General features: G+C 59.9%; 23 protein-coding genes. 16 read left to right on the forward strand and 7 right to left on the reverse strand.

Annotated features, from left to right (window positions below):
* Nucleotides 1-14 precede the first annotated feature (14 nt).
* The 3 genes from AABM52_RS09025 to AABM52_RS09035 form a co-directional block, all read right to left on the reverse strand.
* Complete coding sequence (locus AABM52_RS09025; RefSeq protein ID WP_347911399.1) at nucleotides 15-572, reverse strand: Smr/MutS family protein; 558 nt, start codon at nucleotides 570-572, stop codon at nucleotides 15-17.
* A 78-nt stretch (nucleotides 573-650) separates the two neighbouring features.
* The gene (locus AABM52_RS09030; protein WP_347911400.1) at nucleotides 651-971 is read right to left on the reverse strand and encodes a hypothetical protein; all 321 of its coding nucleotides are present in this window, start codon (nucleotides 969-971) and stop codon (nucleotides 651-653) included.
* A gap of 131 nt (nucleotides 972-1102) precedes the next feature.
* On the reverse strand, nucleotides 1103-1693 hold the full coding sequence (locus tag AABM52_RS09035; protein WP_347911401.1) for a cysteine hydrolase family protein: 591 nt from the start codon (nucleotides 1691-1693) through the stop codon (nucleotides 1103-1105).
* Between the two features lie 238 nt (nucleotides 1694-1931).
* Here AABM52_RS09035 and prmB point away from each other — a divergent pair, with 238 nt between their 5' ends.
* Nucleotides 1932-2840, forward strand: a complete 909-nt coding sequence (gene prmB / locus AABM52_RS09040) for a 50S ribosomal protein L3 N(5)-glutamine methyltransferase (RefSeq protein WP_347911402.1) — start codon at nucleotides 1932-1934, stop codon at nucleotides 2838-2840.
* Between the two features lie 108 nt (nucleotides 2841-2948).
* On the opposite strand, the gene AABM52_RS09045 is transcribed toward prmB, so the two are convergent.
* Nucleotides 2949-3740 (reverse strand): hypothetical protein, encoded by a 792-nt coding sequence (locus AABM52_RS09045; RefSeq protein ID WP_347911403.1) that lies wholly within the window; start codon nucleotides 3738-3740, stop codon nucleotides 2949-2951.
* Nucleotides 3741-3828: 88 nt separating this feature from the next.
* Complete coding sequence (locus tag AABM52_RS09050; RefSeq protein WP_347911404.1) at nucleotides 3829-4827, reverse strand: alpha/beta fold hydrolase; 999 nt, start codon at nucleotides 4825-4827, stop codon at nucleotides 3829-3831.
* An 83-nt stretch (nucleotides 4828-4910) separates the two neighbouring features.
* On the opposite strand from AABM52_RS09050, the gene aroC reads away from it, so the two are divergent.
* Genes aroC through mtnC form a run of 5 tightly spaced genes read left to right on the forward strand, consistent with a single transcriptional unit; the run spans nucleotide 4911 to nucleotide 9054 of the window.
* A complete protein-coding gene (gene aroC / locus AABM52_RS09055) occupies nucleotides 4911-6002 on the forward strand; it encodes a chorismate synthase (RefSeq protein WP_347911405.1) in 1092 nt (363 codons plus the stop codon).
* Nucleotides 6003-6031: 29 nt separating this feature from the next.
* The gene (locus AABM52_RS09060; RefSeq protein ID WP_347911406.1) at nucleotides 6032-7183 is read left to right on the forward strand and encodes an MFS transporter; all 1152 of its coding nucleotides are present in this window, start codon (nucleotides 6032-6034) and stop codon (nucleotides 7181-7183) included.
* On the forward strand, nucleotides 7180-7800 hold the full coding sequence (locus tag AABM52_RS09065; protein WP_347911407.1) for a methylthioribulose 1-phosphate dehydratase: 621 nt from the start codon (nucleotides 7180-7182) through the stop codon (nucleotides 7798-7800). The genes AABM52_RS09060 and AABM52_RS09065 overlap by 4 nt, the downstream gene beginning before the upstream one ends.
* A 20-nt stretch (nucleotides 7801-7820) precedes the next feature.
* Nucleotides 7821-8366: an acireductone dioxygenase gene (locus AABM52_RS09070; RefSeq protein ID WP_347911408.1), complete on the forward strand. Its 546-nt coding sequence runs from the start codon at nucleotides 7821-7823 to the stop codon at nucleotides 8364-8366.
* A gap of 4 nt (nucleotides 8367-8370) precedes the next feature.
* The gene (mtnC, locus tag AABM52_RS09075; RefSeq protein WP_347911409.1) at nucleotides 8371-9054 is read left to right on the forward strand and encodes an acireductone synthase; all 684 of its coding nucleotides are present in this window, start codon (nucleotides 8371-8373) and stop codon (nucleotides 9052-9054) included.
* A 124-nt stretch (nucleotides 9055-9178) separates the two neighbouring features.
* Here mtnC and AABM52_RS09080 read toward each other — a convergent pair whose 3' ends face one another.
* Complete coding sequence (locus AABM52_RS09080) at nucleotides 9179-9457, reverse strand: DUF3509 domain-containing protein (RefSeq protein ID WP_046042946.1); 279 nt, start codon at nucleotides 9455-9457, stop codon at nucleotides 9179-9181.
* A gap of 367 nt (nucleotides 9458-9824) precedes the next feature.
* On the opposite strand from AABM52_RS09080, the gene AABM52_RS09085 reads away from it, so the two are divergent.
* From AABM52_RS09085 to AABM52_RS09130, 10 genes are all read left to right on the forward strand, one after another.
* The gene (locus AABM52_RS09085) at nucleotides 9825-11663 is read left to right on the forward strand and encodes a long-chain-acyl-CoA synthetase (RefSeq protein ID WP_347911410.1); all 1839 of its coding nucleotides are present in this window, start codon (nucleotides 9825-9827) and stop codon (nucleotides 11661-11663) included.
* Nucleotides 11664-11760: 97 nt separating this feature from the next.
* On the forward strand, nucleotides 11761-12279 hold the full coding sequence (locus AABM52_RS09090; RefSeq protein WP_223459068.1) for an ankyrin repeat domain-containing protein: 519 nt from the start codon (nucleotides 11761-11763) through the stop codon (nucleotides 12277-12279).
* Nucleotides 12280-12433: 154 nt separating this feature from the next.
* Nucleotides 12434-12964 (forward strand): hypothetical protein, encoded by a 531-nt coding sequence (locus tag AABM52_RS09095; protein ID WP_347911411.1) that lies wholly within the window; start codon nucleotides 12434-12436, stop codon nucleotides 12962-12964.
* Between the two features lie 80 nt (nucleotides 12965-13044).
* Nucleotides 13045-13236: a PLD nuclease N-terminal domain-containing protein gene (locus AABM52_RS09100; RefSeq protein WP_347911412.1), complete on the forward strand. Its 192-nt coding sequence runs from the start codon at nucleotides 13045-13047 to the stop codon at nucleotides 13234-13236.
* A 160-nt stretch (nucleotides 13237-13396) separates the two neighbouring features.
* Nucleotides 13397-14272, forward strand: a complete 876-nt coding sequence (speE, locus tag AABM52_RS09105; RefSeq protein WP_347911413.1) for a polyamine aminopropyltransferase — start codon at nucleotides 13397-13399, stop codon at nucleotides 14270-14272.
* Nucleotides 14273-14448: 176 nt separating this feature from the next.
* Complete coding sequence (locus tag AABM52_RS09110; protein WP_347911414.1) at nucleotides 14449-14682, forward strand: hypothetical protein; 234 nt, start codon at nucleotides 14449-14451, stop codon at nucleotides 14680-14682.
* A 210-nt stretch (nucleotides 14683-14892) separates the two neighbouring features.
* Nucleotides 14893-15237 carry a ribonuclease E inhibitor RraB gene (locus tag AABM52_RS09115; protein WP_020796118.1) on the forward strand — a complete coding sequence of 115 codons (345 nt, stop codon included), beginning with the start codon at nucleotides 14893-14895 and terminating at the stop codon, nucleotides 15235-15237.
* A gap of 368 nt (nucleotides 15238-15605) precedes the next feature.
* The gene (locus AABM52_RS09120; protein ID WP_007988088.1) at nucleotides 15606-17015 is read left to right on the forward strand and encodes a circularly permuted type 2 ATP-grasp protein; all 1410 of its coding nucleotides are present in this window, start codon (nucleotides 15606-15608) and stop codon (nucleotides 17013-17015) included.
* 12 nt (nucleotides 17016-17027) lie between these two features.
* The gene (locus AABM52_RS09125; protein ID WP_007971901.1) at nucleotides 17028-17978 is read left to right on the forward strand and encodes an alpha-E domain-containing protein; all 951 of its coding nucleotides are present in this window, start codon (nucleotides 17028-17030) and stop codon (nucleotides 17976-17978) included.
* Nucleotides 17975-18784 (forward strand): transglutaminase family protein, encoded by an 810-nt coding sequence (locus AABM52_RS09130; RefSeq protein ID WP_347911415.1) that lies wholly within the window; start codon nucleotides 17975-17977, stop codon nucleotides 18782-18784. The genes AABM52_RS09125 and AABM52_RS09130 overlap by 4 nt, the downstream gene beginning before the upstream one ends.
* 118 nt (nucleotides 18785-18902) lie before the next feature.
* Here AABM52_RS09130 and AABM52_RS09135 read toward each other — a convergent pair whose 3' ends face one another.
* Nucleotides 18903-19724 (reverse strand): cytochrome c, encoded by an 822-nt coding sequence (locus AABM52_RS09135; RefSeq protein WP_347912603.1) that lies wholly within the window; start codon nucleotides 19722-19724, stop codon nucleotides 18903-18905.
* Between the last annotated feature and the right edge of the window lie 395 nt (nucleotides 19725-20119).

Here is a 20119-nt window from a genome sequence, read left to right on the forward strand (position 1 = left end):
GTGACGCGTCAGCTTTACTCGTCGCGGCCTTCCATCATGGTGCGTTTGAGCATCACATAAACCGCGCCGGCACCGCCATGTTTCGCCTGGCACGAGGTGAAGCCGAGTACCTGAGGATGCTGGCGCAGCCAGGTGTTGACATGGCTTTTGATCATCGGCCGCTTGCCGTCCAGGCGAACAGCCTTGCCATGGGTGACGCGTACGCAGCGGATTTCGAATCTGGTGGCTTCGGCCAGGAACGCCCAGAGGGTTTCCCGGGCTTTTTCCACGTTCATGCCGTGCAGGTCGAGGCTGCCTTCGAACGGAATCTGTCCGATCTTGAGCTTGCGCATCTGGCTTTCCTGCACGCCATCGCGGGCCCACATCAGCTCGTCTTCAGGGCCGACGTCGATGACGAACTGATCGGACAGCCCGTCGACGGTGGTGGATTCGGTGCGTACGGTCGCCGCTTGACGCAGCTTGGCAATCTGCGCGCGGTCAGCCTTGGGTTTGCCGGTTTCGGCGCGATCGTGCTTGATCGGCTTGACGCCTTGGATCGCGCTTTTGAACAGGGAAAAATCGTCGTCTTGCATGTCAGCCTCCGCGAAGGGCGGCCAGTTTACCCAACTCGAAGCGAATCGGGCGCGACAAAAACGCGTGCGACGCCAGGCTCAGTCGTGTTTTTTCATCAGGTGCGGGGACATGGCCAGTTCCCGCGACTGTCGCGAGCGACGACGGCAACGGCGCCATAGCCAGACACCGAGGTACAGCACGAACAGGCCGATGGCCAGGATCACGCCAGCACCGGTGCGGCTTGTGTTCAATTCACCCAGGGCGGGTGCGTGGCCGAGCAGGCTGGCGGCACCGGCCATGGCGAGCAACACGCCGCACATCGCCAGCAACGCCGCGAACGTCGCGCCGATTCGAAAACGCCAGTTTCTTTGGCCTTTGGGCCGCAAGCGGCGAGCGTCAAAACCATCGGATAACTTCATTCCGACCTTCCTCAATGGGTATCGGCCCTTCGACCGGGAGTTGACCGGGATGTTCCTGAGGCTAAGACAATTACGGCAAATGGGAGGCTTTTGCGGATGAGCGGCGTTCCAGGCCGCTCATTGAGCGTCGATCAGATCAGTTCACGGGTCAGCGCGAGGGTGGCGAAGTTATCGCCCATGATCGCCATTTCCGTCTGATGAACGTGTGCGGCACTGAGCACGCCGCCCTTGTAGGGCAGGTCGCGGGTGGCGCAGGCGTCTTCCACCAGGGTGCAGCGGAAGCCCAGGTTCTTGGCGGCACGCACCGTGGTGCTGACGCTGGAGTGGCTCATGAAGCCGCAGACGATCAGGTCAAGGGCGCCGAGGTCTTCCAGGCGTTTTGCCAGTTCGGTGCCATGAAACGCGCTTGGCAACATTTTGCCGATAACGGTTTCATCGCTCTGTGGCTCCAGGCCCGGAATGAACTCACCACCTACGCCCTGGGGGTTGAACAGCCCGCCGAGCGTACCGAGGTGGCGGACATGCACGATCGGTCGGCCGGCGGCGCGGGCAGCGGCGAGCAATTGCGTGATGTTCGCGACAGCTTCATCCATGCCGCTCAGGGCCAGGGGACCGCTGAGGTATTCTTTCTGGGCATCGATGATGACCAGGGTGGCATGGCTCAGATTGGCCGCCGCATAACCGCGGCCGCTGAGTTGAAACATCGTTTTTGGAACAGACATTCTGGGGCTCCTTGGAGTGGGGCTTTTGCGCCATTGTCCTCTGGCTGAGCGGTTCTGTGAATGGCTACGATCGCAGGTGCCGTCGTTGCTGGCCTGTAGCCTTGTCAATAGTCACGTTTTGTTCAATAGCCTAACGAAAAAATGGATAACTCCTACATTTGAATCGGTAGTTTCCCGCGTCGTCGTGACGTCGTTTGACTGGTAGAATCCCCCGTCGATTTTTCTGGAGTTTGCCGTCGTGATCACTTCCCGCCTTCGCACCCTGCGTGACCATATCCGTTGGGCCGTCAGCCGCTTCCATGGGGAGGATCTGTTTTTCGGCCATGGCACCGACAACGCCTGGGACGAAGCCCGGCAATTGGTGTTGGGCGCGCTGCACCTGCCGTGGGAAATCGCCGACAGCTACCTCGACTGCAATCTGGAAGAAGACGAAGTTGCTCACCTGCAGCTTTTGCTCAAGCGCCGCATCGAAGAGCGGGTGCCTACGGCCTATCTGCTGGGTGAGGCCTGGTTCTGTGGCATGTCGTTCATCGTCGATGAGCGCGTACTGATCCCGCGCTCTCCTATCGGCGAACTGATCGAAAACCGTTTTACTCCGTGGCTGGCTAACGAGCCGGCGCGGATTCTCGACCTGTGCACCGGTTCCGGTTGCATCGGCATCGCCTGCGCCTACGAGTTCCAGCATGCCGAAGTGGTGTTGGCGGATCTGTCGTTCGAAGCACTGGAAGTGGCCAATCAGAACATCGAGCGCCATGGTGTCGATGAGCGCGTGTACACGGTACAGGGCGACGGTTTCGAGGGTTTGCCGGGTCAGCGTTTCGACCTGATCGTGTCGAACCCGCCCTACGTCGATGCGGAAGATTTCGCCGATATGCCGGACGAGTACCAGCACGAACCGGAACTGGGCCTGGCCTGCGGTGATGACGGTTTGAACCTGGTGCGGCGCATGCTCGCCGAGGCGGCGGATCATCTGACCGAGAAGGGCTTGCTGATTGTCGAAGTGGGCAACAGCCAGGTGCACGTCGAGGCGTTGTACCCGGAAGTGGACTTCGCCTGGCTGGAGTTCGAGCGTGGTGGTCATGGTGTGTTCATGCTGAGCGCGCAGCAGTGCCGTGAGCATCAGGCGTTATTTGCTTCTCGCGTGTAAGCGTTAAATGCTTCGCGAGCAGGCTCGCTCCTACAGGGGATTTGTGGCGTTCACAAAACCTGTGGGAGCGAGCCTGCTCGCGAATAGCCGCAACTCGGTCTCAAGTTTTTACCGGTGCGTGGCAATCCAGATCAACAACCCCGCCTGAAACACCGCAAACGCCACCAGGCAGGTGATGGTGAATCGCAGCCCGGCGTCTTCGCGTTTGTATTTGCTGACTTTCTCTTCGTGTTTCTTGAGTTTGACTTCCTGCTCGGCCAGGTTCTGTTCGGCTTGCTGGAGCATCTGCGCCGCCTCGAGAATCTCCACGACCTGCAGTTTTTCGCTGTTCCAGTCGCCAGACAAGTCGCCGACCTTGACCGGCTTGACGCTGCCTTTCAAATGCTGGGCATCGGCATACACCACGTCGAACCCATGCACGCGCAAAAAATGATCGCGGCGCAGGCGGGTGTCTTCGTTCAATGCATCCTTGTTGTTCAGGTCAAAGCCGTCGACGGTGTAGGTCGGCCAGCGTTTTTTAGCCCAGTTGATGCCCTGGGCCGCCATGTAGCGACCAATGCCACGGTTCAACGGTTCAATCTGCAATCCGCTTTCCGGTCCGAAATGCACGCGTTTTTCGGCGTGATCGACCCACACGTCCAGATGATTCTGTTCTTTGCGTACGCGCTGACCGGGCAGGGTGATGCTCATGCGCATCAGGCTGCGTTCCTTGTCGTTGCGTTCGGCATAGCCGAGCTCGACAAAGCGCAATGGGCGCCCGCCCGTGTTGCGGTCAGTCTGCAACGGTGCCAGACGGAGCATCTTGTGGTGCTCGACGTGGACGTCCGCCCAGGGCAGCTCGACCGCTGGCGGTGCGTCTTTTTCAGCGCTGGTGTCGGGTGAAGTCTGGGTGTCAGTCATAACGGCGAGATCCTGTCCAAGCTCAGCTTGTCGCCAACCAATGTGTTGGCGACAAAGGCTTATCGGCCGTTTTTTTCAAGACTGGAGGTTAACTGGCGCGAAGTCCGTCAATAAACCCGAGGATTCGCGTGCCCAGTTCCGCCGCCAGGGGCAACTGCGGGTCTTTATAGGAGGCCATTTGGCGTTTGACGTCGTTGGGCACGATGCGCATGACATGGTTCATGCCCTCGATCAGCGCCAGTTCGGCGTCCGGCTTGGCCGCCTTGAGCAGCCTGGCGTCATTGACGCCGACCTGGATGTCGTTGCTGCCCTGGATGATCAGCGCCGGCATCTTCAGCCTGGCAAACGCTGCGGCCGGGTCCTGGCGGAACAGGGAAATCAGGTAAGGCTGCACGCTCGGGCGGAAAATCGCCTGCAAGGGTGGCGGCACATTGTCGTCGGGTTTCCCGGCCTTGAGGCTGTCGAGCAATTCATTGCTGCGCAGCATCAGCGGTGGCGGCAGGCGATTGCCCAGTTGCTCGCGAATGACCTGATCCACCGGCCTTGCGCTGCCGGAGACAGAAATCACCGCGTCGGCATCGATGTCCGGCGCAGCGAGGCTGGCGATCAAGGCGCCTTCGCTGTGACCCAGCACGATCAGTTGGCCGAAACGCGGATCGGTCTTGAGCTTGCGGCCCCAGGCTTGGGCGTCGGCCACGTAGGCGTCCACCGTCAGGTTGCGTTCATCGGGGGTCGCCGCCAGGCTCGCGGCCACGCCGCGCTTGTCGTAGCGCACGCTGGCGATGTTGTGTTTGGCCAGCACCCAGGCCAGGCGCTTGAGGCTGTCATTGCGCCCGCCGTCGGTGTTGTTTCCGTCACGATCCGTAGGGCCGGAACCGGAAATGATCAGGACAACCGGCACGGGGTTGTCGGATTTTGGCAGCAACATCGAGCCGAAAAGCTCGCCAGTGCCCGTATCCAATGTGATCGGTCGTTGCAGGACAGTCGCCTGGGCGAAGCCGGAAATCAGGGTAAGGCTCAAGGCTAGAACTCGCAGCATCATCGCGCCATCATCAAGAAGATGCCGGTTGGACTCACAGGCACCCATAAGGTTCGAGGATGAACTACTTGGGTAGCCTGCGTATACTGGCGCGCATTACGTATTCAGGTTCATTTCACGGAGCGTCCTGCATGTCCGGCAATACCTACGGCAAGCTGTTCACTGTCACCACCGCGGGCGAAAGCCATGGCCCGGCGTTGGTCGCCATTGTCGATGGCTGCCCGCCGGGGCTGGAGATATCCCTTGAGGATCTGCAGCGTGACCTGGACCGCCGCAAGCCCGGCACCAGCCGCCACACCACCCAGCGCCAGGAAGCCGACGAAGTCGAAATCCTCTCCGGCGTGTTCGAAGGCCGCACCACTGGCTGCCCGATCGGCCTGCTGATCCGCAACACCGACCAGAAGTCCAAGGACTACTCGGCGATCAAGGATCTGTTCCGCCCGGCCCACGCCGACTACACCTACCACCACAAGTACGGCGAGCGCGACTACCGTGGCGGCGGTCGCAGCTCGGCCCGCGAAACCGCGATGCGCGTCGCGGCCGGTGCGATTGCGAAAAAATACCTGGCCAGCCAGGGCATTGTCATTCGCGGCTACATGAGCCAGCTGGGGCCGATTGAAATCCCGTTCAAGACCTGGGATTCGGTGGAAGAGAACGCGTTCTTCAGCCCGGACCCGGACAAAGTGCCGGAACTGGAAGCCTACATGGACCAGTTGCGCCGCGATCAGGATTCGGTTGGCGCGAAAATCACCGTGGTCGCCGAAGGCGTGATGCCGGGCTTGGGCGAGCCGATCTTCGACCGTCTCGACGCAGAATTGGCCCATGCGCTGATGAGCATCAACGCGGTCAAGGGTGTGGAAATCGGCGCCGGTTTCGCCAGCGTTGCCCAACGTGGCACCGAGCATCGCGATGAAATGACCCCGGAAGGTTTCCTCAGCAACAACGCGGGCGGCATTCTCGGCGGTATTTCCTCCGGTCAGCCCATCGTTGCGCACCTGGCGCTGAAGCCGACGTCGAGCATCACCACGCCGGGCCGTTCCATCGACATCCATGGCAATCCGGTGGAAGTGATCACCAAGGGCCGTCACGATCCGTGCGTGGGCATCCGCGCCACGCCGATTGCCGAGGCGATGATGGCCATCGTGCTGATGGATCACCTGCTGCGTCACCGTGGGCAGAACGCCGATGTGCGTGTGAGCACGCCGGTGCTGGGTCAGCTGTAAATGGCTGACATCATGGTCGCAGCCGTCTGATGGCGACTGCGGCGCTCCCGTACTGGCGGCTCTCCAGTTTCTATCTGTTCTATTTCGCCTTGCTCGGTTCGACAGCGCCGTTCCTGGCGCTGTACTTCGATCACCTGGGTTTCAGCGCCGCGCGCATCGGCGAGCTGGTGGCGATCCCGATGCTGATGCGCTGCGTGGCGCCGAACATCTGGGGCTGGCTGGGCGACTACACCGGTCGGCGGCTGGCCATCGTGCGCTTTGGCGCGGTGTGCACGCTGCTGACCTTTTCGCTGATTTTCGTCAGCAAGACCTACGCCTGGCTGGCGATGGTCATGGCCTTGCATGCGTTCTTCTGGCACGCGGTGTTGCCGCAGTTCGAAGTCATCACCCTGGCGCACTTGCAGGGTCAGACCTCGCGCTACAGCCAGATTCGCCTGTGGGGCTCGATCGGTTTCATCATCACCGTGGTCGCGCTGGGCCGTTTATTCGAATGGCTGAGCCTCGATATCTACCCGGCGGCGCTGGTGCTGATCATGGCCGGCATCGTGGTCAGCAGTTTGTGGGTGCCTAACGCGCAACCGATTCAGGGTGAACGGTTGACCGGGGAGGGATTCCTCCAGCAACTGCGCAGCCCCGGCGTGTTGGCGTTTTACGGTTGTGTGGCGTTGATGCAAATGAGCCACGGACCGTATTACACGTTCTTGACCTTGCACCTTGAGCGCCTGGGTTACAGCCGTGGCGTGATCGGCATGCTCTGGGCGGTCGGGGTGGTCGCCGAAGTTTTGATGTTTTTGGCCATGAGCAAGATCCTCGCGCGGTTTTCCCTGCGCCGGGTGCTGATGGCGAGTTTTCTGCTGGCGGCGTTGCGCTGGTTGCTGCTCGGGTCGTTGGCCGAATTTTTGTGGGTGCTGTTGTTTGCCCAGGTGCTGCACGCGGCGACATTCGGCAGCTTTCACGCCGCTGCCATTTCATTCGTGCAACGTAGCTTCGGTGCGCGCCAGCAAGGCCAGGGCCAAGCGCTGTATGCCGCATTGGCCGGCACCGGCGGTGCGTTGGGCGCGTTGTATTCCGGCTACAGCTGGAATGCCCTCGGCGCGGCATGGACCTTTAGTATTGCCAGTCTCGCAGCCGTCGCGGCTGCCGTTATCATTGCCACACGTATGCAAGAGGACAGGCCATGAGCCTTACCCGTGAACAACTCGCCCAGGAAATCATCGACGCCGGGCGCTTTCTGTATGGTCGCGGCTGGTCGCCGGCCACCAGCAGCAATTACTCGACCCGCCTGTCGCCGACCGAAGCCTTGCTGACCGTGTCCGGCAAGCACAAGGGGCAACTGGGCATGGATGACGTGTTGGCCACCGACTTGTCGGGCAACAGCCTGGAACCGGGCAAGAAACCGTCCGCCGAAACCCTGCTGCACACCCAGCTCTACAGCTGGCGCCCGGAGATCGGTGCCGTGCTGCACACCCACTCGGTGAATGCCACCGTGCTGTCGCGCATGACGCCGCAAGACTTCATCGAGTTCGAAGACTACGAACTGCAAAAGGCCTTCAGCGGTGTGACGACCCACGAATCCCGGGTGCGGGTGCCGATTTTCGACAATGACCAGGACATTGCGCGCCTGGCCGCCAAGGTGCAGCCTTGGCTGGACGCCCATCCCGATTGTGTCGGCTACCTGATCCGTGGCCATGGCCTGTACACCTGGGGCGCGCGCATGAGCGATGCCCTGCGGCAGATCGAGGCCTTTGAATTTTTGTTCGAGTGCGAGTTGAAGGTGCGCTCGCTCTTTAAAGCATGAACCGTTAAGGAGTTGCCCTGATGAGCAGCCTGTCCGTCTATCACGTCTCCAGCCCTGAAATCCCCAACAAGGTGCTGACCCATTTCGAAGACATCGCCTCGACCCTGGCCGAGCAGGGCGTGCGTTTCGACCGTTGGCAAGCGGCGGCAAAGATCCAGCCGGGCACCAGCCAGGAAGAAGTGATCGCCGCCTATCAAGAGCAAATCGACCAGCTGATGACCGAGCGCGGTTATGTCACAGTCGACGTGATCAGCCTCAGCAGCGATCACCCGCAAAAAGCCGAACTGCGTGCCAAGTTCCTCGACGAACATCGCCATGGCGAAGATGAAGTACGATTTTTCGTCGCCGGCCGTGGCCTGTTTACCCTGCACATCGACGATTACGTCTACGCGGTGCTGTGCGAGAAGAACGACCTGATCTCGGTTCCGGCTGGTACCAAACACTGGTTCGACATGGGCGAACATCCGCATTTCGTCGCGATCCGACTGTTCAACAACCCGGAAGGCTGGGTGGCCAATTTCACCGGCGAAGACATCGCCAGCCAATTCCCGCGCCTGGAGGACTGAGTCGATGCCGATCAAAGCGATTCTCACCGACATCGAAGGCACCACCAGCGCGGTGAGTTTTGTGTTCGACGTGCTGTTCCCCTATGCCGCCAAACATCTGCCGGCGTTTGTTCGTCAGCAGGCCGAGCGCGCCGATGTGGCGGAGCAACTGGCTGCGGTGCGCCGCGACAGCAACGAACCGGACGCCGACGTCGAGCGGGTCATCGAGATCCTGTTGGGCTGGATCGCTGAAGACCGCAAGGCCACGCCGTTGAAAGCGTTGCAAGGCATGGTCTGGGAGCAGGGCTATCAGGCCGGGCAGTTGAAGGGGCACGTGTACCCGGACGCCGTTGAAGCGCTCAAGCGCTGGCATCAGGACGGATTTCAACTGTTTGTTTACTCGTCCGGTTCGATCCAGGCCCAGCGGTTGATCTTCGGTTGCTCGGAGGCGGGGGATTTGACGCCACTGTTCAGCGGCTATTTCGATACCACTTCGGGCCCCAAGCGCGAGGCGCAGTCCTACGCCAACATCGCCCGGGCGATCAGCGTTGAGGCGGGGCAGATTCTGTTTCTGTCGGACATCGTCGAGGAACTCGACGCGGCGCGCACGGCGGGGATGGCTACGTGCGGGCTGGTTCGTGAGGGTGGAGAGCTGGTAGGACACGTCACGGTCGACAGCTTTGCGCGGATAAATCCTGCTGCCTTCTAAGCACTACACAACATGTAGGAGCGAGCCTGCTCGCGATTGCTGAGTGTCAGTCAACATCAATGTTGAATGACAGATCGCTATCGCGAGCAGGCTCGCTCCTACAGTGTTTTTTCCACAATGTTTTTTACAGCGAATGATAGGTCGGCAGGGCAAACCGTTGCTGGCTCTGCAGCATGGAAATCTGTGGCAGTTCACTGGCTTGTTCGGCGAGGTCGCGGCGAATCGCGCTTATGACCCACGTCAGTTGGTCGCCATTGTGCAATTGCTGGTAGGAAATCGAGCGCTTGAACACTTTGCCTTCGCCGCCGCTCAGGGTCAGCAGGATCCCACCGTCAGGACGAGCCTGGGTGGTGACTTCGAAGTTGGAGAACAGGGACGAAAATTTTTCCTGAATCAAGTTCATGTCTTTCAGCTCCGTTGGCGCTTGAATGGCAAGCATACGGAGAGGGTTGCAGTGATTGTGCCAGCCTTGGCTGATTATAAATAACCTTATAAAACAATTAGTTAGTATCTTTAGTGATTTTTGCTTTCGTGCATTCTGCATGAACGGCCATCGTGCATCCTGCATTTTGCGAGGTCGCTCGGCGCTTCGATGGAACCATTGCGTGTGCGGGGGTTCAGGATCGTCCCGCATCACAGCGGATCAGATCGCAGATCAAGATCGCGGATACAAAACATTTCAAAAACCGCGTGTACAGCTCAAGAACCGTTGACGTATTTTCGGGCTCAGTCATCGCAGCCCGACAATAAAAAGATCGAACGGGAGCAACATGAGTCGCACGTCGAACGACACGATTACCTGGGGCATGATGCTCCGCAAGCTGCCTTCCATTGCCAAGGCCATCCCCCGGGTGGTGAAGGGCATGAAGGCCGCCAACGTCAAGGACCCGACCCAAGCGTGTGGTTTGGGCTGGAGTTTCGAGCAAGCCACGTTGCGCAACCCGGATGGTCCGGCGCTGTTGCAAGGCGACGTAACGCTCAGTTACTCCGAGGTCAACCAATGGGCCAATCGCATCGCCCATCACCTGATCGGCCAAGGCATCGGCAAGGGCGATGTGGTGGCGGTCTTCATCGAGAACCGCCCGGAACTGCTGGTGACGATTCTGGCGGTGGCCAAGGTCGGCGCGATCAGTGCGCTGCTCAATACCTCGCAGACCCGCGATACCCTGGTGCACAGTGTGAATCTGGTGGCGCCGGTGGCGATCATTGTCGGTGAGGAACTGGTCCCGGCGTACCTGGCGGTGCGTGATCGGGTGTCGATCAAGGCCGACCGAACCTGGTTTGTCGCCGATCAGGACACCTCTCGTCAACCGGGTATCGCGCCTGAAGGTTTCATCAACCTGATGACCGTCAGTCTCGATGACGCCAGTGACAACCCGGCCAGCAGCCGGCAGATTTTCTTCGACGATCCCTGCTTTTATATCTACACCTCGGGCACCACGGGGCTGCCCAAGGCCGGCGTGTTCAAGCACGGACGCTGGATGCGCAGCTCGGCGAGCTTCGGCATGATCGCCCTGGACATGCGCCCCGACGATGTCGTCTATTGCACCTTGCCGCTGTACCACGCCACGGGCCTTTGCGTGTGCTGGGGTTCGGCCGTCAGCGGTGCCAGCGGGTTCGCTATCCGCCGCAAATTCAGCGCCAGTCAGTTCTGGAACGACGCGCGCAAGTACCGGGCGACCACCATCGGTTATGTCGGCGAACTGTGCCGCTACCTGGTCGATCAACCGCTCTGCGCCGACGACAGCCGGCACGATGTGAAGAAAATGATCGGCAACGGCTTGCGTCCCGGCGCCTGGTACGAGTTCAAGACTCGCTTTGCGGTGAATCACATCTGCGAGCTGTACGCCGCCAGCGACGGCAACATCGGTTTCACCAACATTCTCAATTTCGACAATACCATCGGTTTTTCCCTGATGTCCTGGGAGCTGGTCGCGTACGACCATGACAGCGGCGCGCCGATTCGTCAGGCCAATGGCCTGATGCGTAAGGTCGCCAAGGGCGAGCAGGGGTTGTTGCTGGCAAAAATCGACGACAAGGCTCCGCTGGATGGCTACACCGATCCGCAGAAAACCGCCAAGGTCGTACTTGAGGATGTGTTCGAAAAGGGCGACCGCTACTTCAACACCGGCGACTTGTTGCGCAACATCGGTTTTGGGCATGCGCAGTTTGTCGACCGCCTAGGCGACACTTACCGCTGGAAGGGCGAAAACGTCTCGACCACGGAGGTCGAAAACATCCTCCTGCAACACCCGCTTATTTCCGAAGCCGTGGCCTATGGCGTGGAAATCCGCAACACCAATGGCCGGGCCGGGATGGCGGCGATCACTCCCGCCGAATCCCTGGCAACCCTGGACTTCAGTGAGTTGCTGGCCTTCGCCCGCGAGCAAATGCCGGCCTATGCAGTGCCGTTGTTCCTGCGGGTAAAAGTGAAAATGGAAACCACCGGGACGTTCAAATATCAGAAGACCCGACTCAAGGACGAGGCCTTCGACCCGGGTAAAACCGGCGATGACCCGATCTATGCCTGGCTGCCGGGGACGCAGACTTACGTGCAGGTCACGGAGCAGTTGTTGTCCGACATTCACGGCGGCAAGTACCGCTATTGAATCTGGCTATGGCGGCCCATGAGAAAAAACAAGTGACAGTGCCGGGGGCGCTCGGGAAACTGTCGGCTTTTACGAATGACAGAAAAGGGAGTGCCCAATGTCAGACAAAAGCCGCCAGATGACCCCCGAAGAAGCCGCCGAATTCACCGAACAGGTATTCAACAAGGCACGGGAGGGCGATGCGGCAATGATGGCCGCGCTGCTGACCAAGGGTTTGCCGCCGAACCTGCGTAACCACAAGGGCGATACCCTGCTGATGCTGGCCGCGTATCACGGTCATGTGGACACGGTAAAAGTCCTGCTGGAGCACAAGGCCGACCCGGAGATCCGTAACGACAACGGCCAGAGCCCGATTGCCGGCGCCGCCTTCAAGGGCGACCTGGCGGTAATCAAGGCCTTGGTCGATGGCGGCGCCCAGGTTGAAGGCTCGTCCTTCGATGGCCGCACGGCGCTGATGATGGCGGCGATGTTTAACCGCGTCGAAGTGGTCGATTACCTGATCAGCAAGGGCGCCGACCCGAAAGCCAAGGACGCCAATGGCATCACCGCGTTGGAAGCGGCTAAAACCATGGGCGCTTCCGATACCGTTGCGCAGCTTGAGAAGCTGATTGGCTGATTGCTTAAAAAGATCGCAGCCTTCGGCAGCTCCTACAGGCTTACACCACTCAATGTAGAGGCTGCCGAAGGCTGCGATCTTTTTTGGGCATTCGAATCTATCCTTGCGGTATCCTTCGCGCCCTCAAAATTCACCTCGCTACAGGATCCTCCCCATGAAAGTCGCACTCGTCGAACTCATCAGCAAAATCAGCTCCGGGTGCATGGGCGAAGACGAAATCCTCAAGGTCGCGGACGAAGCGGCCCGGGCCTACGCTGATCCTGAGACTTTTCTGACAGCCAATCCGGACATCAACTACGACGAAACCTTCCCGATCCCGCTGGGTGAGTGGGTGGTGGTCGGCAGCCTGCCGGAAACGGTGCTGTTCCAGGCTGACACCTACATGGACCTGTTCGCGCAGATCGTCGCCTCGTTCGGCCCGGGTGTGGAGTTCAATCTCAAGCCCAAGCAACTGGCCAAGACCGAAGCCCTGACCGCGCTCAACCGCATCCAGGTGCAGATGAGCAGCATGAACAAGGAAAACGGTGGTTACACACTGGTGAACTTCAGCCAGTTGCTCGATGACGAGTTGCAGGTGGTCCTGGTCTACGGCAATGACGTGCCACGGGTGCTGGAATTGTGCGCAGAAGTCGGCATCGCAGCCGCGCCATCCCTGGAAACCCTGAAAGTGGCGATCCACGTCTGATCCAGACACTGTCAATAAAAAGGAATCCTCGCGACGACCGTCTATCCTGAGGGGGCATATCACTCTTTGGGAGCGTCACCATGGGTTCCACGTTCAACAGCCTGGTTGCCTTGATCATTTTTGTCCTGGACATCTGGGCCATCATCAACGTCTTCAAAAGTAGCGCCGAGACCGGGATGAAAATCATCTGGGTACTGCTGATCGCGCTGTTGCCGGTGCTGGGACTGATCATCTGGGCCATCGCCGGACCACGGGGCAACGTCAAACTCTGAACAGGCGACACGGAACCTGTGGGTACTTCGATGACGAAGGTTCGACCTGTCATGTTCCGCGACGTAGAATGCGCGCCTTTCCCGGTCAATCGAGACACTCGATTGACCATCATGGGCGGGTAACCGTCCGTTGCCACCCGCATTCATCGGAGCACTTCCCATGAGCAACACCACGACCAGCGACTACCTGGAAACCCTCTACGAAGGCTACGGCCAGCGTTTTCGCATGGAAAAACTGCTGCACGAAGTGCGCACCGAGCACCAGCACCTGGTGATCTTCGAGAACCCGCGCATGGGCCGTGTGATGGCGCTGGACGGCGTGATCCAGACCACCGAAGCCGACGAATTCATCTACCACGAAATGCTGACCCACGTGCCGATCCTGGCACACGGCGCTGCCAAGCGCGTGCTGATCATCGGCGGTGGCGACGGCGGCATGCTGCGTGAAGTGGCCAAGCACCGCAGTGTCGAGCACATCACCATGGTCGAGATCGACGGCACCGTGGTCGACATGTGCAAGGAATTCCTGCCGAACCACTCCAAGGGCGCGTTCGATGATCCACGCCTGAACCTGGTGATCGACGACGGCATGCGTTTCGTCGCCACCACCACTGAAAAGTTCGACGTGATCATTTCCGACTCCACCGACCCGATCGGACCGGGTGAAGTGCTGTTCTCGGAAAACTTCTACCAGGCCTGCCACCGTTGCCTGAACGAAGGCGGCATCCTGGTGACCCAGAACGGTACGCCGTTCATGCAGATCGAAGAAGTGAAGACCACCGCCGGTCGCCTGCGCAGCCTGTTCCCCGACTGGCACTTCTATCAGGCCGCTGTGCCGACCTACATCGGTGGCTCGATGACCTTCGCCTGGGGCGCCACCAATACCGCCTATCGCAAGTTGTCCCGCGAAACCCTGCAACAGCGCTTCACGGGCAGCGGCATCGTCACCCGCTACTACAATCCAGAAATCCACATCGGCGCCTTCGCCTTGCCGCAATACGTGTTGCAGGCGGTGAACAAGCCAAGCAACGACTAAAACCCTGTAGGAGCGAGCCTGCTCGCTCCTACATGGATTGCGCTCGACGCAATGGCAGTGGGTGTTGTGAGTCTTTGATTACATCCGCCGACCTATGTAATACGGTGGAACAATTAGCCAGCTAACAGGTCGAGATAGAGGTAGGCCCATTCATGGGTTTTATCGAGGAGGCACCAATGCAAAAGTGGAAAGTCACTTTCGTGGATGATCATGGCGAAACCATCAACGAAGTCTTTGAGTGCATCGAACGCCCGGACTACGAGCACGCCGCCAAGCTCATCAAGGCCCGGCTTCTCCCTGTCGCCGCCGAACTGGATCTGAACGATCTGGAAGGGCGGACCGCCGATGCGTGCGTCAAAGAGCTCAAGTCCCAGAACAGCATTCAAATCCTCGGCATTGCTCCAATCTGAACCACACCTGTCGCATTCACATCCAGGCCTTGGCAGAGGCTCTATCTTGAGGCTACTCTGCAAGCGAGATCAGCGAATGAATCGCTAAGGTCTGGTCTTGTCAGCTCCATGCTTGTTTCCCGCCGGCACATCGGTTGCCGTCGCTCGCGCTGTTCGGTTGCGGGTGAGGGAGTACGGAAAGTCTATCCATCGTTTTGAGGAGGACGTTTCATGAGCACAGCCTATCAAGAAGACATCAGCAGCAGCGTGCTGCGCCGCATGAAAGAAGGCGGTTTTGACTTTTCGCGGTTTCATCCCATCGAGTTCTACGCCATTTTCCCGGACGAGGAGCGGGCACGCAGGGCGGCAGGTCATTTCCACCGTGGTGAATCCCTGGATGCGCAAATCAGTGTGCGTGACGACGGTGCCTGGGCGCTGGAGTTGTGCAAGGTCATGTATGCCACCTACGACGATATCGGCGACTTCGAACAGGGTTTCGAAGCAGTGGTCGAGCCTCTGGGCGGCATTATCGAAGGCTGGGGTGTGAAACAGGAGGTACGAGGGCGACTCGCATAACCTTATGAACAGTGACAACCAGCAATGACGGCTGACCTTCGGGTTGGCCGTTTTCATTTGTGGGCGTTGGACACCAACAAAAAAAAGCCGCCAGGGCAGGCGACTAAAAGGGAAGTTCGGTGAGCTTTTCAGCGAATGCGTGGATTATCCGCACCCGTTGCCGGGCAGTGAAATCAACTCTGACTATGCTGGTGATAGGCGACCACCACGCCTTGCAATGAAGCGGGGGCGATCAGGTTGGGGCATTTACCGCACAGGATTGGTGCGGTGAGTGCGCGTTGATTATCCAACCGATTGAAATTTAAGCGTTTATGCCGATGGCACGGGCCTTGCGAAGGTCTGGACGTCCGAGTGACAAGGAGTACGGCATGATCCGCACCTATTTTGATGAGATGTACGATGCCGGCGGCCAGGTCCGCCCGCATTATCGGGAGTTTGCCCGTTGGCTGGCCGAGACGCCTGACGAGCTTCTGGCACAACGGCGACGCGAGGCCGATCTGTTGTTTCATCGCGCCGGGATTACCTTCACGCTCTACGGGGACGAGCAGGGCACAGAGCGCCTGATTCCCTTCGACACCATCCCCCGCAGCATCCCCGCCAGTGAATGGCGGATTGTCGAGCGCGGCTGCATCCAGCGGGTCAAGGCGTTGAACATGTTCCTCGCCGACCTCTACCACGAACAGCGCATCATCAAGGCCGGCATCATTCCGGCCGAGCAGGTGCTGGCCAACGAGCAGTACCAGTTGGCGATGCAAGGGCTGGATCTGCACCGCGATATCTATTCGCACATCTCCGGCGTCGATCTGGTGCGCGACGGCGACGGCACGTATTACGTGCTCGAAGACAATCTGCGTACGCCGAGCGGCGTCAGCTACATGCTCGAAGACCGCAAGATGATGATGCGCCTGTTCCCCGAGCTGTTCGCGGCGCAACGCATCGCCCCCATCGACCACTACCCGAACCTGCTGCTCGACACCCTGAAGAGCTCAAGCCCCATCGATAACCCGAGCGTGGTGGTGCTGACGCCGGGGCGCTTCAACAGTGCGTTCTTCGAGCATGCGTTCCTGGCGCGGGAAATGGGTGTGGAACTGGTGGAGGGCGCGGACCTGTTCGTGCGTGACGACAAGGTCTACATGCGCACCACCGACGGGCCGAAAGCGGTCGACGTGATTTATCGTCGCCTCGACGACGCCTTCCTCGATCCCCTGGCCTTCAACCCGGAATCGATGCTCGGCGTGCCGGGGCTGCTGTCGTCCTACCGTTCCGGCAACGTGGTGCTGGCCAATGCCATCGGCACGGGGGTGGCGGACGACAAGTCGGTGTATCCGTTCGTTACCGACATGATCCGTTTCTACCTCGATGAAGAGCCGATCCTGAAGAACGTTCCTACGTGGCAATGCCGTAATCCGTCTGAGCTTTCCCACGTGCTGGCCAATCTTCCAGAACTGGTGGTCAAGGAAACCCAAGGCTCCGGCGGGTACGGAATGCTGGTGGGGCCGGCGGCGACGGCAGCGGAAATCGAAGCCTTCCGCGCGCGGATCATCGCCAAGCCCCATGCGTATATCGCGCAACCGACGCTGTCGCTGTCGACCTGTCCGACCTTTGTCGAAAACGGCATTGCGCCACGCCATATCGACCTGCGGCCGTTTGTCCTGTCGGGTCGTGAAACCCGGGTCGTGCCCGGCGGCTTGACCCGTGTCGCCCTGCGCGAAGGCTCCCTGGTGGTCAATTCCTCCCAGGGCGGCGGAACCAAGGACACCTGGGTGGTCGAGGATTAAAGGAAGCCTGTCATGTTAAGTAGAACTGCCTCGGATTTGTATTGGATGTCGCGTTACCTGGAGCGGGCGGAAAACCTCGCCCGGATGCTCGATATCAGCTATTCGCTGTCGCTGATGCCGCAGGACGGTCGTGGCGACGGTTTGCACGAACTGGCCATGCCGCTGTTGATCACCGGTACCCTGGACGATTACCTGGAGCGCCATGGCGAACTGCATGCCGAACGGCTGCTGCATTTCTTCGCCCTGGATGCGGCCAACCCGGCGAGCATCTACAGTTGCCTCGGTGCCGCACGGGCCAGCGCCCATGCGGTGCGTGGGCGGATCACCGCCGACATGTGGGAAAACATCAACGCCACCTGGCTGGAAATTCGCGGCATCGCCGAGCAGGGGCTGAGTCGCTACGGCATGAGCCGTTTCTGCGAGTGGATCAAGGAACGTTCCCACCTGTTCCGGGGCGCGTCCTACGGCACCATCATGCGTAACGATGCGTTTCGCTTCATTCGTCTGGGGACCTTTATCGAGCGGGCGGACAACACCTTGCGCCTGCTCGATGCCCGCTACGAAATGGCCGGCGACCAGGCCGAAGCGGTCAGCGATGGCACCGCTCACGCGTATTACCAATGGAGCGCGTTGCTGCGGGCGTTGTCGTCGTTCGAGGCCTATACGGAAATCTACCGCGACGCCCCCGGCGCCCGGCATGTGGCGGAGTTGCTGTTGCTGCGGGCCGATGTGCCGCGATCCCTGCGTGCCTGCACCGAAGAAATCGACCAGATCCTTGCGCAATTGCCGGGGGCCAACGGCCGTCCCGCACAACGCCTGGCGGCAGAAATGGACGCACGCCTGCGCTACACCGGCATCCATGAAATTCTCGAAGAAGGCCTGCACGCCTGGCTGACCGAGTTCATCCCGCTGGTGCGCCAGTTGGGTAACGCGATTCACAGTTCTTATCTGGAGGCGGCATGAGACTTTCCATTAGCCACGAGACCACCTATCACTACGAAGACAAGGTGCGGGCGAGCATCCAGTATCTGCGCCTGACTCCCCACGACAGCGAGCGACAGCACGTGCTCAGCTGGCAGCTCGACCTGCCGCGTCCGGTGCGGGCGCAACTCGATCCGTTCGGCAACATCCTGCATGTGCTGACCATGGACGAGCCCCACGAGGCGATCATCATTGGCGCCCGTGGCCAGGTCGATATCGACGAATGGCGTGAGGCCGAACACGAGAGCCAGTCGGCACTGCCGTTTCTGCGCTTTACCCGTTTGACCGAAGCCGACGCCGCCCTGCGGGCGTTCGCCGAGAAGGAGTGCAAGCAACGCCGCGATCGCACGGCGCTGATCGATCTGATGCATGGCCTCAACCAGCATATGACCTACACGCCGGGTTCCACGGAAGTGGATACCAGCGCGGCCCAGGCCTTTGCCGGAGGCGCAGGCGTGTGTCAGGACCACACCCACGCGTTTCTCGCCTGCACCCGCAGCATGGGCATTCCAGCGCGTTATGTGTCGGGCTATCTGTACAGCGAAAGCAGCGAGCACCTGGCCAGCCACGCCTGGGCCGAAGCCTGGCTGGATGACGCCTGGTACAGCTTCGACGTGACCAATGAACTGGCCCGGCCGGAACGCCACCTGAAACTGGCAGTGGGCTTGGATTACCTGGATGCCTGCCCGGTGCGCGGGATGCGTCGGGGTGGCGGGTGTGAGCAGATGCACGCCAAGGTGCTGGTTTCACCGACGCCCGCGCCGGTGATTTCAGTGCAGCAGCAATAACGGAAACACCGCCGAACCCTGTAGGAGCGAGCCTGCTCGCGATGGCGTCATGTCAGTCAATACTTCGCTGGCTGACACACCGCTATCGCGAGCAGGCTCGCTCCTACAGGTAAATGCATCACGGCTTCACCTTGCGCCCGACCATATGCTTCAAATACCCCACCAGCATCTGCAGATCACCATCCGGCAACACCTCGGTCGAGAACCCGGGCATCTTCGCCTGTGGCCACTGGCGCAAACTCTGTGGATCGCGAATGTAGCGCTTGAGGAAGTCCGCGCCGAAGTATTCGGTCGGGTTGTACGGAATATTCAGGTCCGGCCCGAATTGCGCATCCCCGGCGCCATTGAGTCGATGACACGCCAGGCAGTTCTTCTGGAACAACGCAAATCCCTTGTTCACCGGATCTTCCGCCTTCAAGGCCGGATCGGGCAGCAGGGCAGGGAAGCGCTCGGCCACGGGCGCCAGGCGTTTGATGCTCGCCACCTGGAACGGCCATTGCTCGGGGCTGATGTTGCCGGCCTGCGGATTGCTCCAGACCAGATAGAACGGCCCGGCGCCCGGCTTGCCTTCCGATAGCGGTGGCCAGGGTTTGGCCGGGTCTTCGATTGCCAGCCACGCCTGTGCACCCTGGGTATTGAGCAACGGCGCTGCGGCCATTTCGGCGGCAAAGCCGTCCAGGGCCACGGCCTGCAGGTGGTCCTCAGGCTTGATGCCGGTCAGCAGTGCGGACAGCGGCACGGCGCGGTAACTCATGTCCCGCTTGTACGAAACGTCGTTGCTGATGTTGATGGTTTGAACCTGAGGATGCTTGAGCAATTGCTCGGTCTGCCAGGTGCGACTGTTCGCGCCCAGCTCCAGGTTCAGCTGTGCGGCATAGAGGGGCGAGCCGAACAGCATGGCCCCGAACAGAATGAGCATTTTCAAGTGATCGCCGTCCATGTCGTGCAAGTGCCGCAAGATTGGCACAGCCACGCTGGCCCGGGTAGCGGGCCAGTCACATTTTGAGAGTGGCAATTCAAAAACTGTGACGCCGTATCTTTTAGACGCGACTAGCCGATGACCTTGGTCAGGTTCGGCAATATCAACAACAGCGTGGTGGCGAAAAGGATTAGCCCGGCTTGACGTACTTTCGATTGTTTGAACATGGCTTGACCGCCTTTTTTGTTATTTCCTGATGCCTGCCCGCATAGCTCCATGATGGCAGCGCGTTGCACTTCCTGTAGTGACGAGCGCCTCGGCAAAACCCGACGACAACTTCGTACAAGTTCACCTTAGAGCCCGCGTTAAGCTTGGCTTAGATCCATTTCGTATGGTGTTCTTTAAATTGGCTTTAA

Source organism: Pseudomonas grandcourensis (genome assembly GCF_039909015.1).
GTDB lineage: Bacteria > Pseudomonadota > Gammaproteobacteria > Pseudomonadales > Pseudomonadaceae > Aquipseudomonas > Aquipseudomonas grandcourensis.

Coding starts and splice junctions, on each gene's coding strand:
- AABM52_RS09025 (WP_347911399.1), bottom strand. CDS start 572: ATGCAAGACGACGATTTTTCCCTGTTCAAAAGCGCGATCCAAGGCGTC.
- AABM52_RS09030 (WP_347911400.1), bottom strand. CDS start 971: ATGAAGTTATCCGATGGTTTTGACGCTCGCCGCTTGCGGCCCAAAGGC.
- AABM52_RS09035 (WP_347911401.1), bottom strand. CDS start 1,693: ATGTCTGTTCCAAAAACGATGTTTCAACTCAGCGGCCGCGGTTATGCG.
- AABM52_RS09045 (WP_347911403.1), bottom strand. CDS start 3,740: ATGACTGACACCCAGACTTCACCCGACACCAGCGCTGAAAAAGACGCA.
- AABM52_RS09050 (WP_347911404.1), bottom strand. CDS start 4,827: ATGGGTGCCTGTGAGTCCAACCGGCATCTTCTTGATGATGGCGCGATG.
- aroC (WP_347911405.1), top strand. CDS start 4,911: ATGTCCGGCAATACCTACGGCAAGCTGTTCACTGTCACCACCGCGGGC.
- AABM52_RS09060 (WP_347911406.1), top strand. CDS start 6,032: ATGGCGACTGCGGCGCTCCCGTACTGGCGGCTCTCCAGTTTCTATCTG.
- AABM52_RS09065 (WP_347911407.1), top strand. CDS start 7,180: ATGAGCCTTACCCGTGAACAACTCGCCCAGGAAATCATCGACGCCGGG.
- AABM52_RS09070 (WP_347911408.1), top strand. CDS start 7,821: ATGAGCAGCCTGTCCGTCTATCACGTCTCCAGCCCTGAAATCCCCAAC.
- mtnC (WP_347911409.1), top strand. CDS start 8,371: ATGCCGATCAAAGCGATTCTCACCGACATCGAAGGCACCACCAGCGCG.
- AABM52_RS09080 (WP_046042946.1), bottom strand. CDS start 9,457: ATGAACTTGATTCAGGAAAAATTTTCGTCCCTGTTCTCCAACTTCGAA.
- AABM52_RS09085 (WP_347911410.1), top strand. CDS start 9,825: ATGAGTCGCACGTCGAACGACACGATTACCTGGGGCATGATGCTCCGC.
- AABM52_RS09090 (WP_223459068.1), top strand. CDS start 11,761: ATGTCAGACAAAAGCCGCCAGATGACCCCCGAAGAAGCCGCCGAATTC.
- AABM52_RS09095 (WP_347911411.1), top strand. CDS start 12,434: ATGAAAGTCGCACTCGTCGAACTCATCAGCAAAATCAGCTCCGGGTGC.
- AABM52_RS09100 (WP_347911412.1), top strand. CDS start 13,045: ATGGGTTCCACGTTCAACAGCCTGGTTGCCTTGATCATTTTTGTCCTG.
- speE (WP_347911413.1), top strand. CDS start 13,397: ATGAGCAACACCACGACCAGCGACTACCTGGAAACCCTCTACGAAGGC.
- AABM52_RS09110 (WP_347911414.1), top strand. CDS start 14,449: ATGCAAAAGTGGAAAGTCACTTTCGTGGATGATCATGGCGAAACCATC.
- AABM52_RS09115 (WP_020796118.1), top strand. CDS start 14,893: ATGAGCACAGCCTATCAAGAAGACATCAGCAGCAGCGTGCTGCGCCGC.
- AABM52_RS09120 (WP_007988088.1), top strand. CDS start 15,606: ATGATCCGCACCTATTTTGATGAGATGTACGATGCCGGCGGCCAGGTC.
- AABM52_RS09125 (WP_007971901.1), top strand. CDS start 17,028: ATGTTAAGTAGAACTGCCTCGGATTTGTATTGGATGTCGCGTTACCTG.
- AABM52_RS09130 (WP_347911415.1), top strand. CDS start 17,975: ATGAGACTTTCCATTAGCCACGAGACCACCTATCACTACGAAGACAAG.
- AABM52_RS09135 (WP_347912603.1), bottom strand. CDS start 19,724: ATGGACGGCGATCACTTGAAAATGCTCATTCTGTTCGGGGCCATGCTG.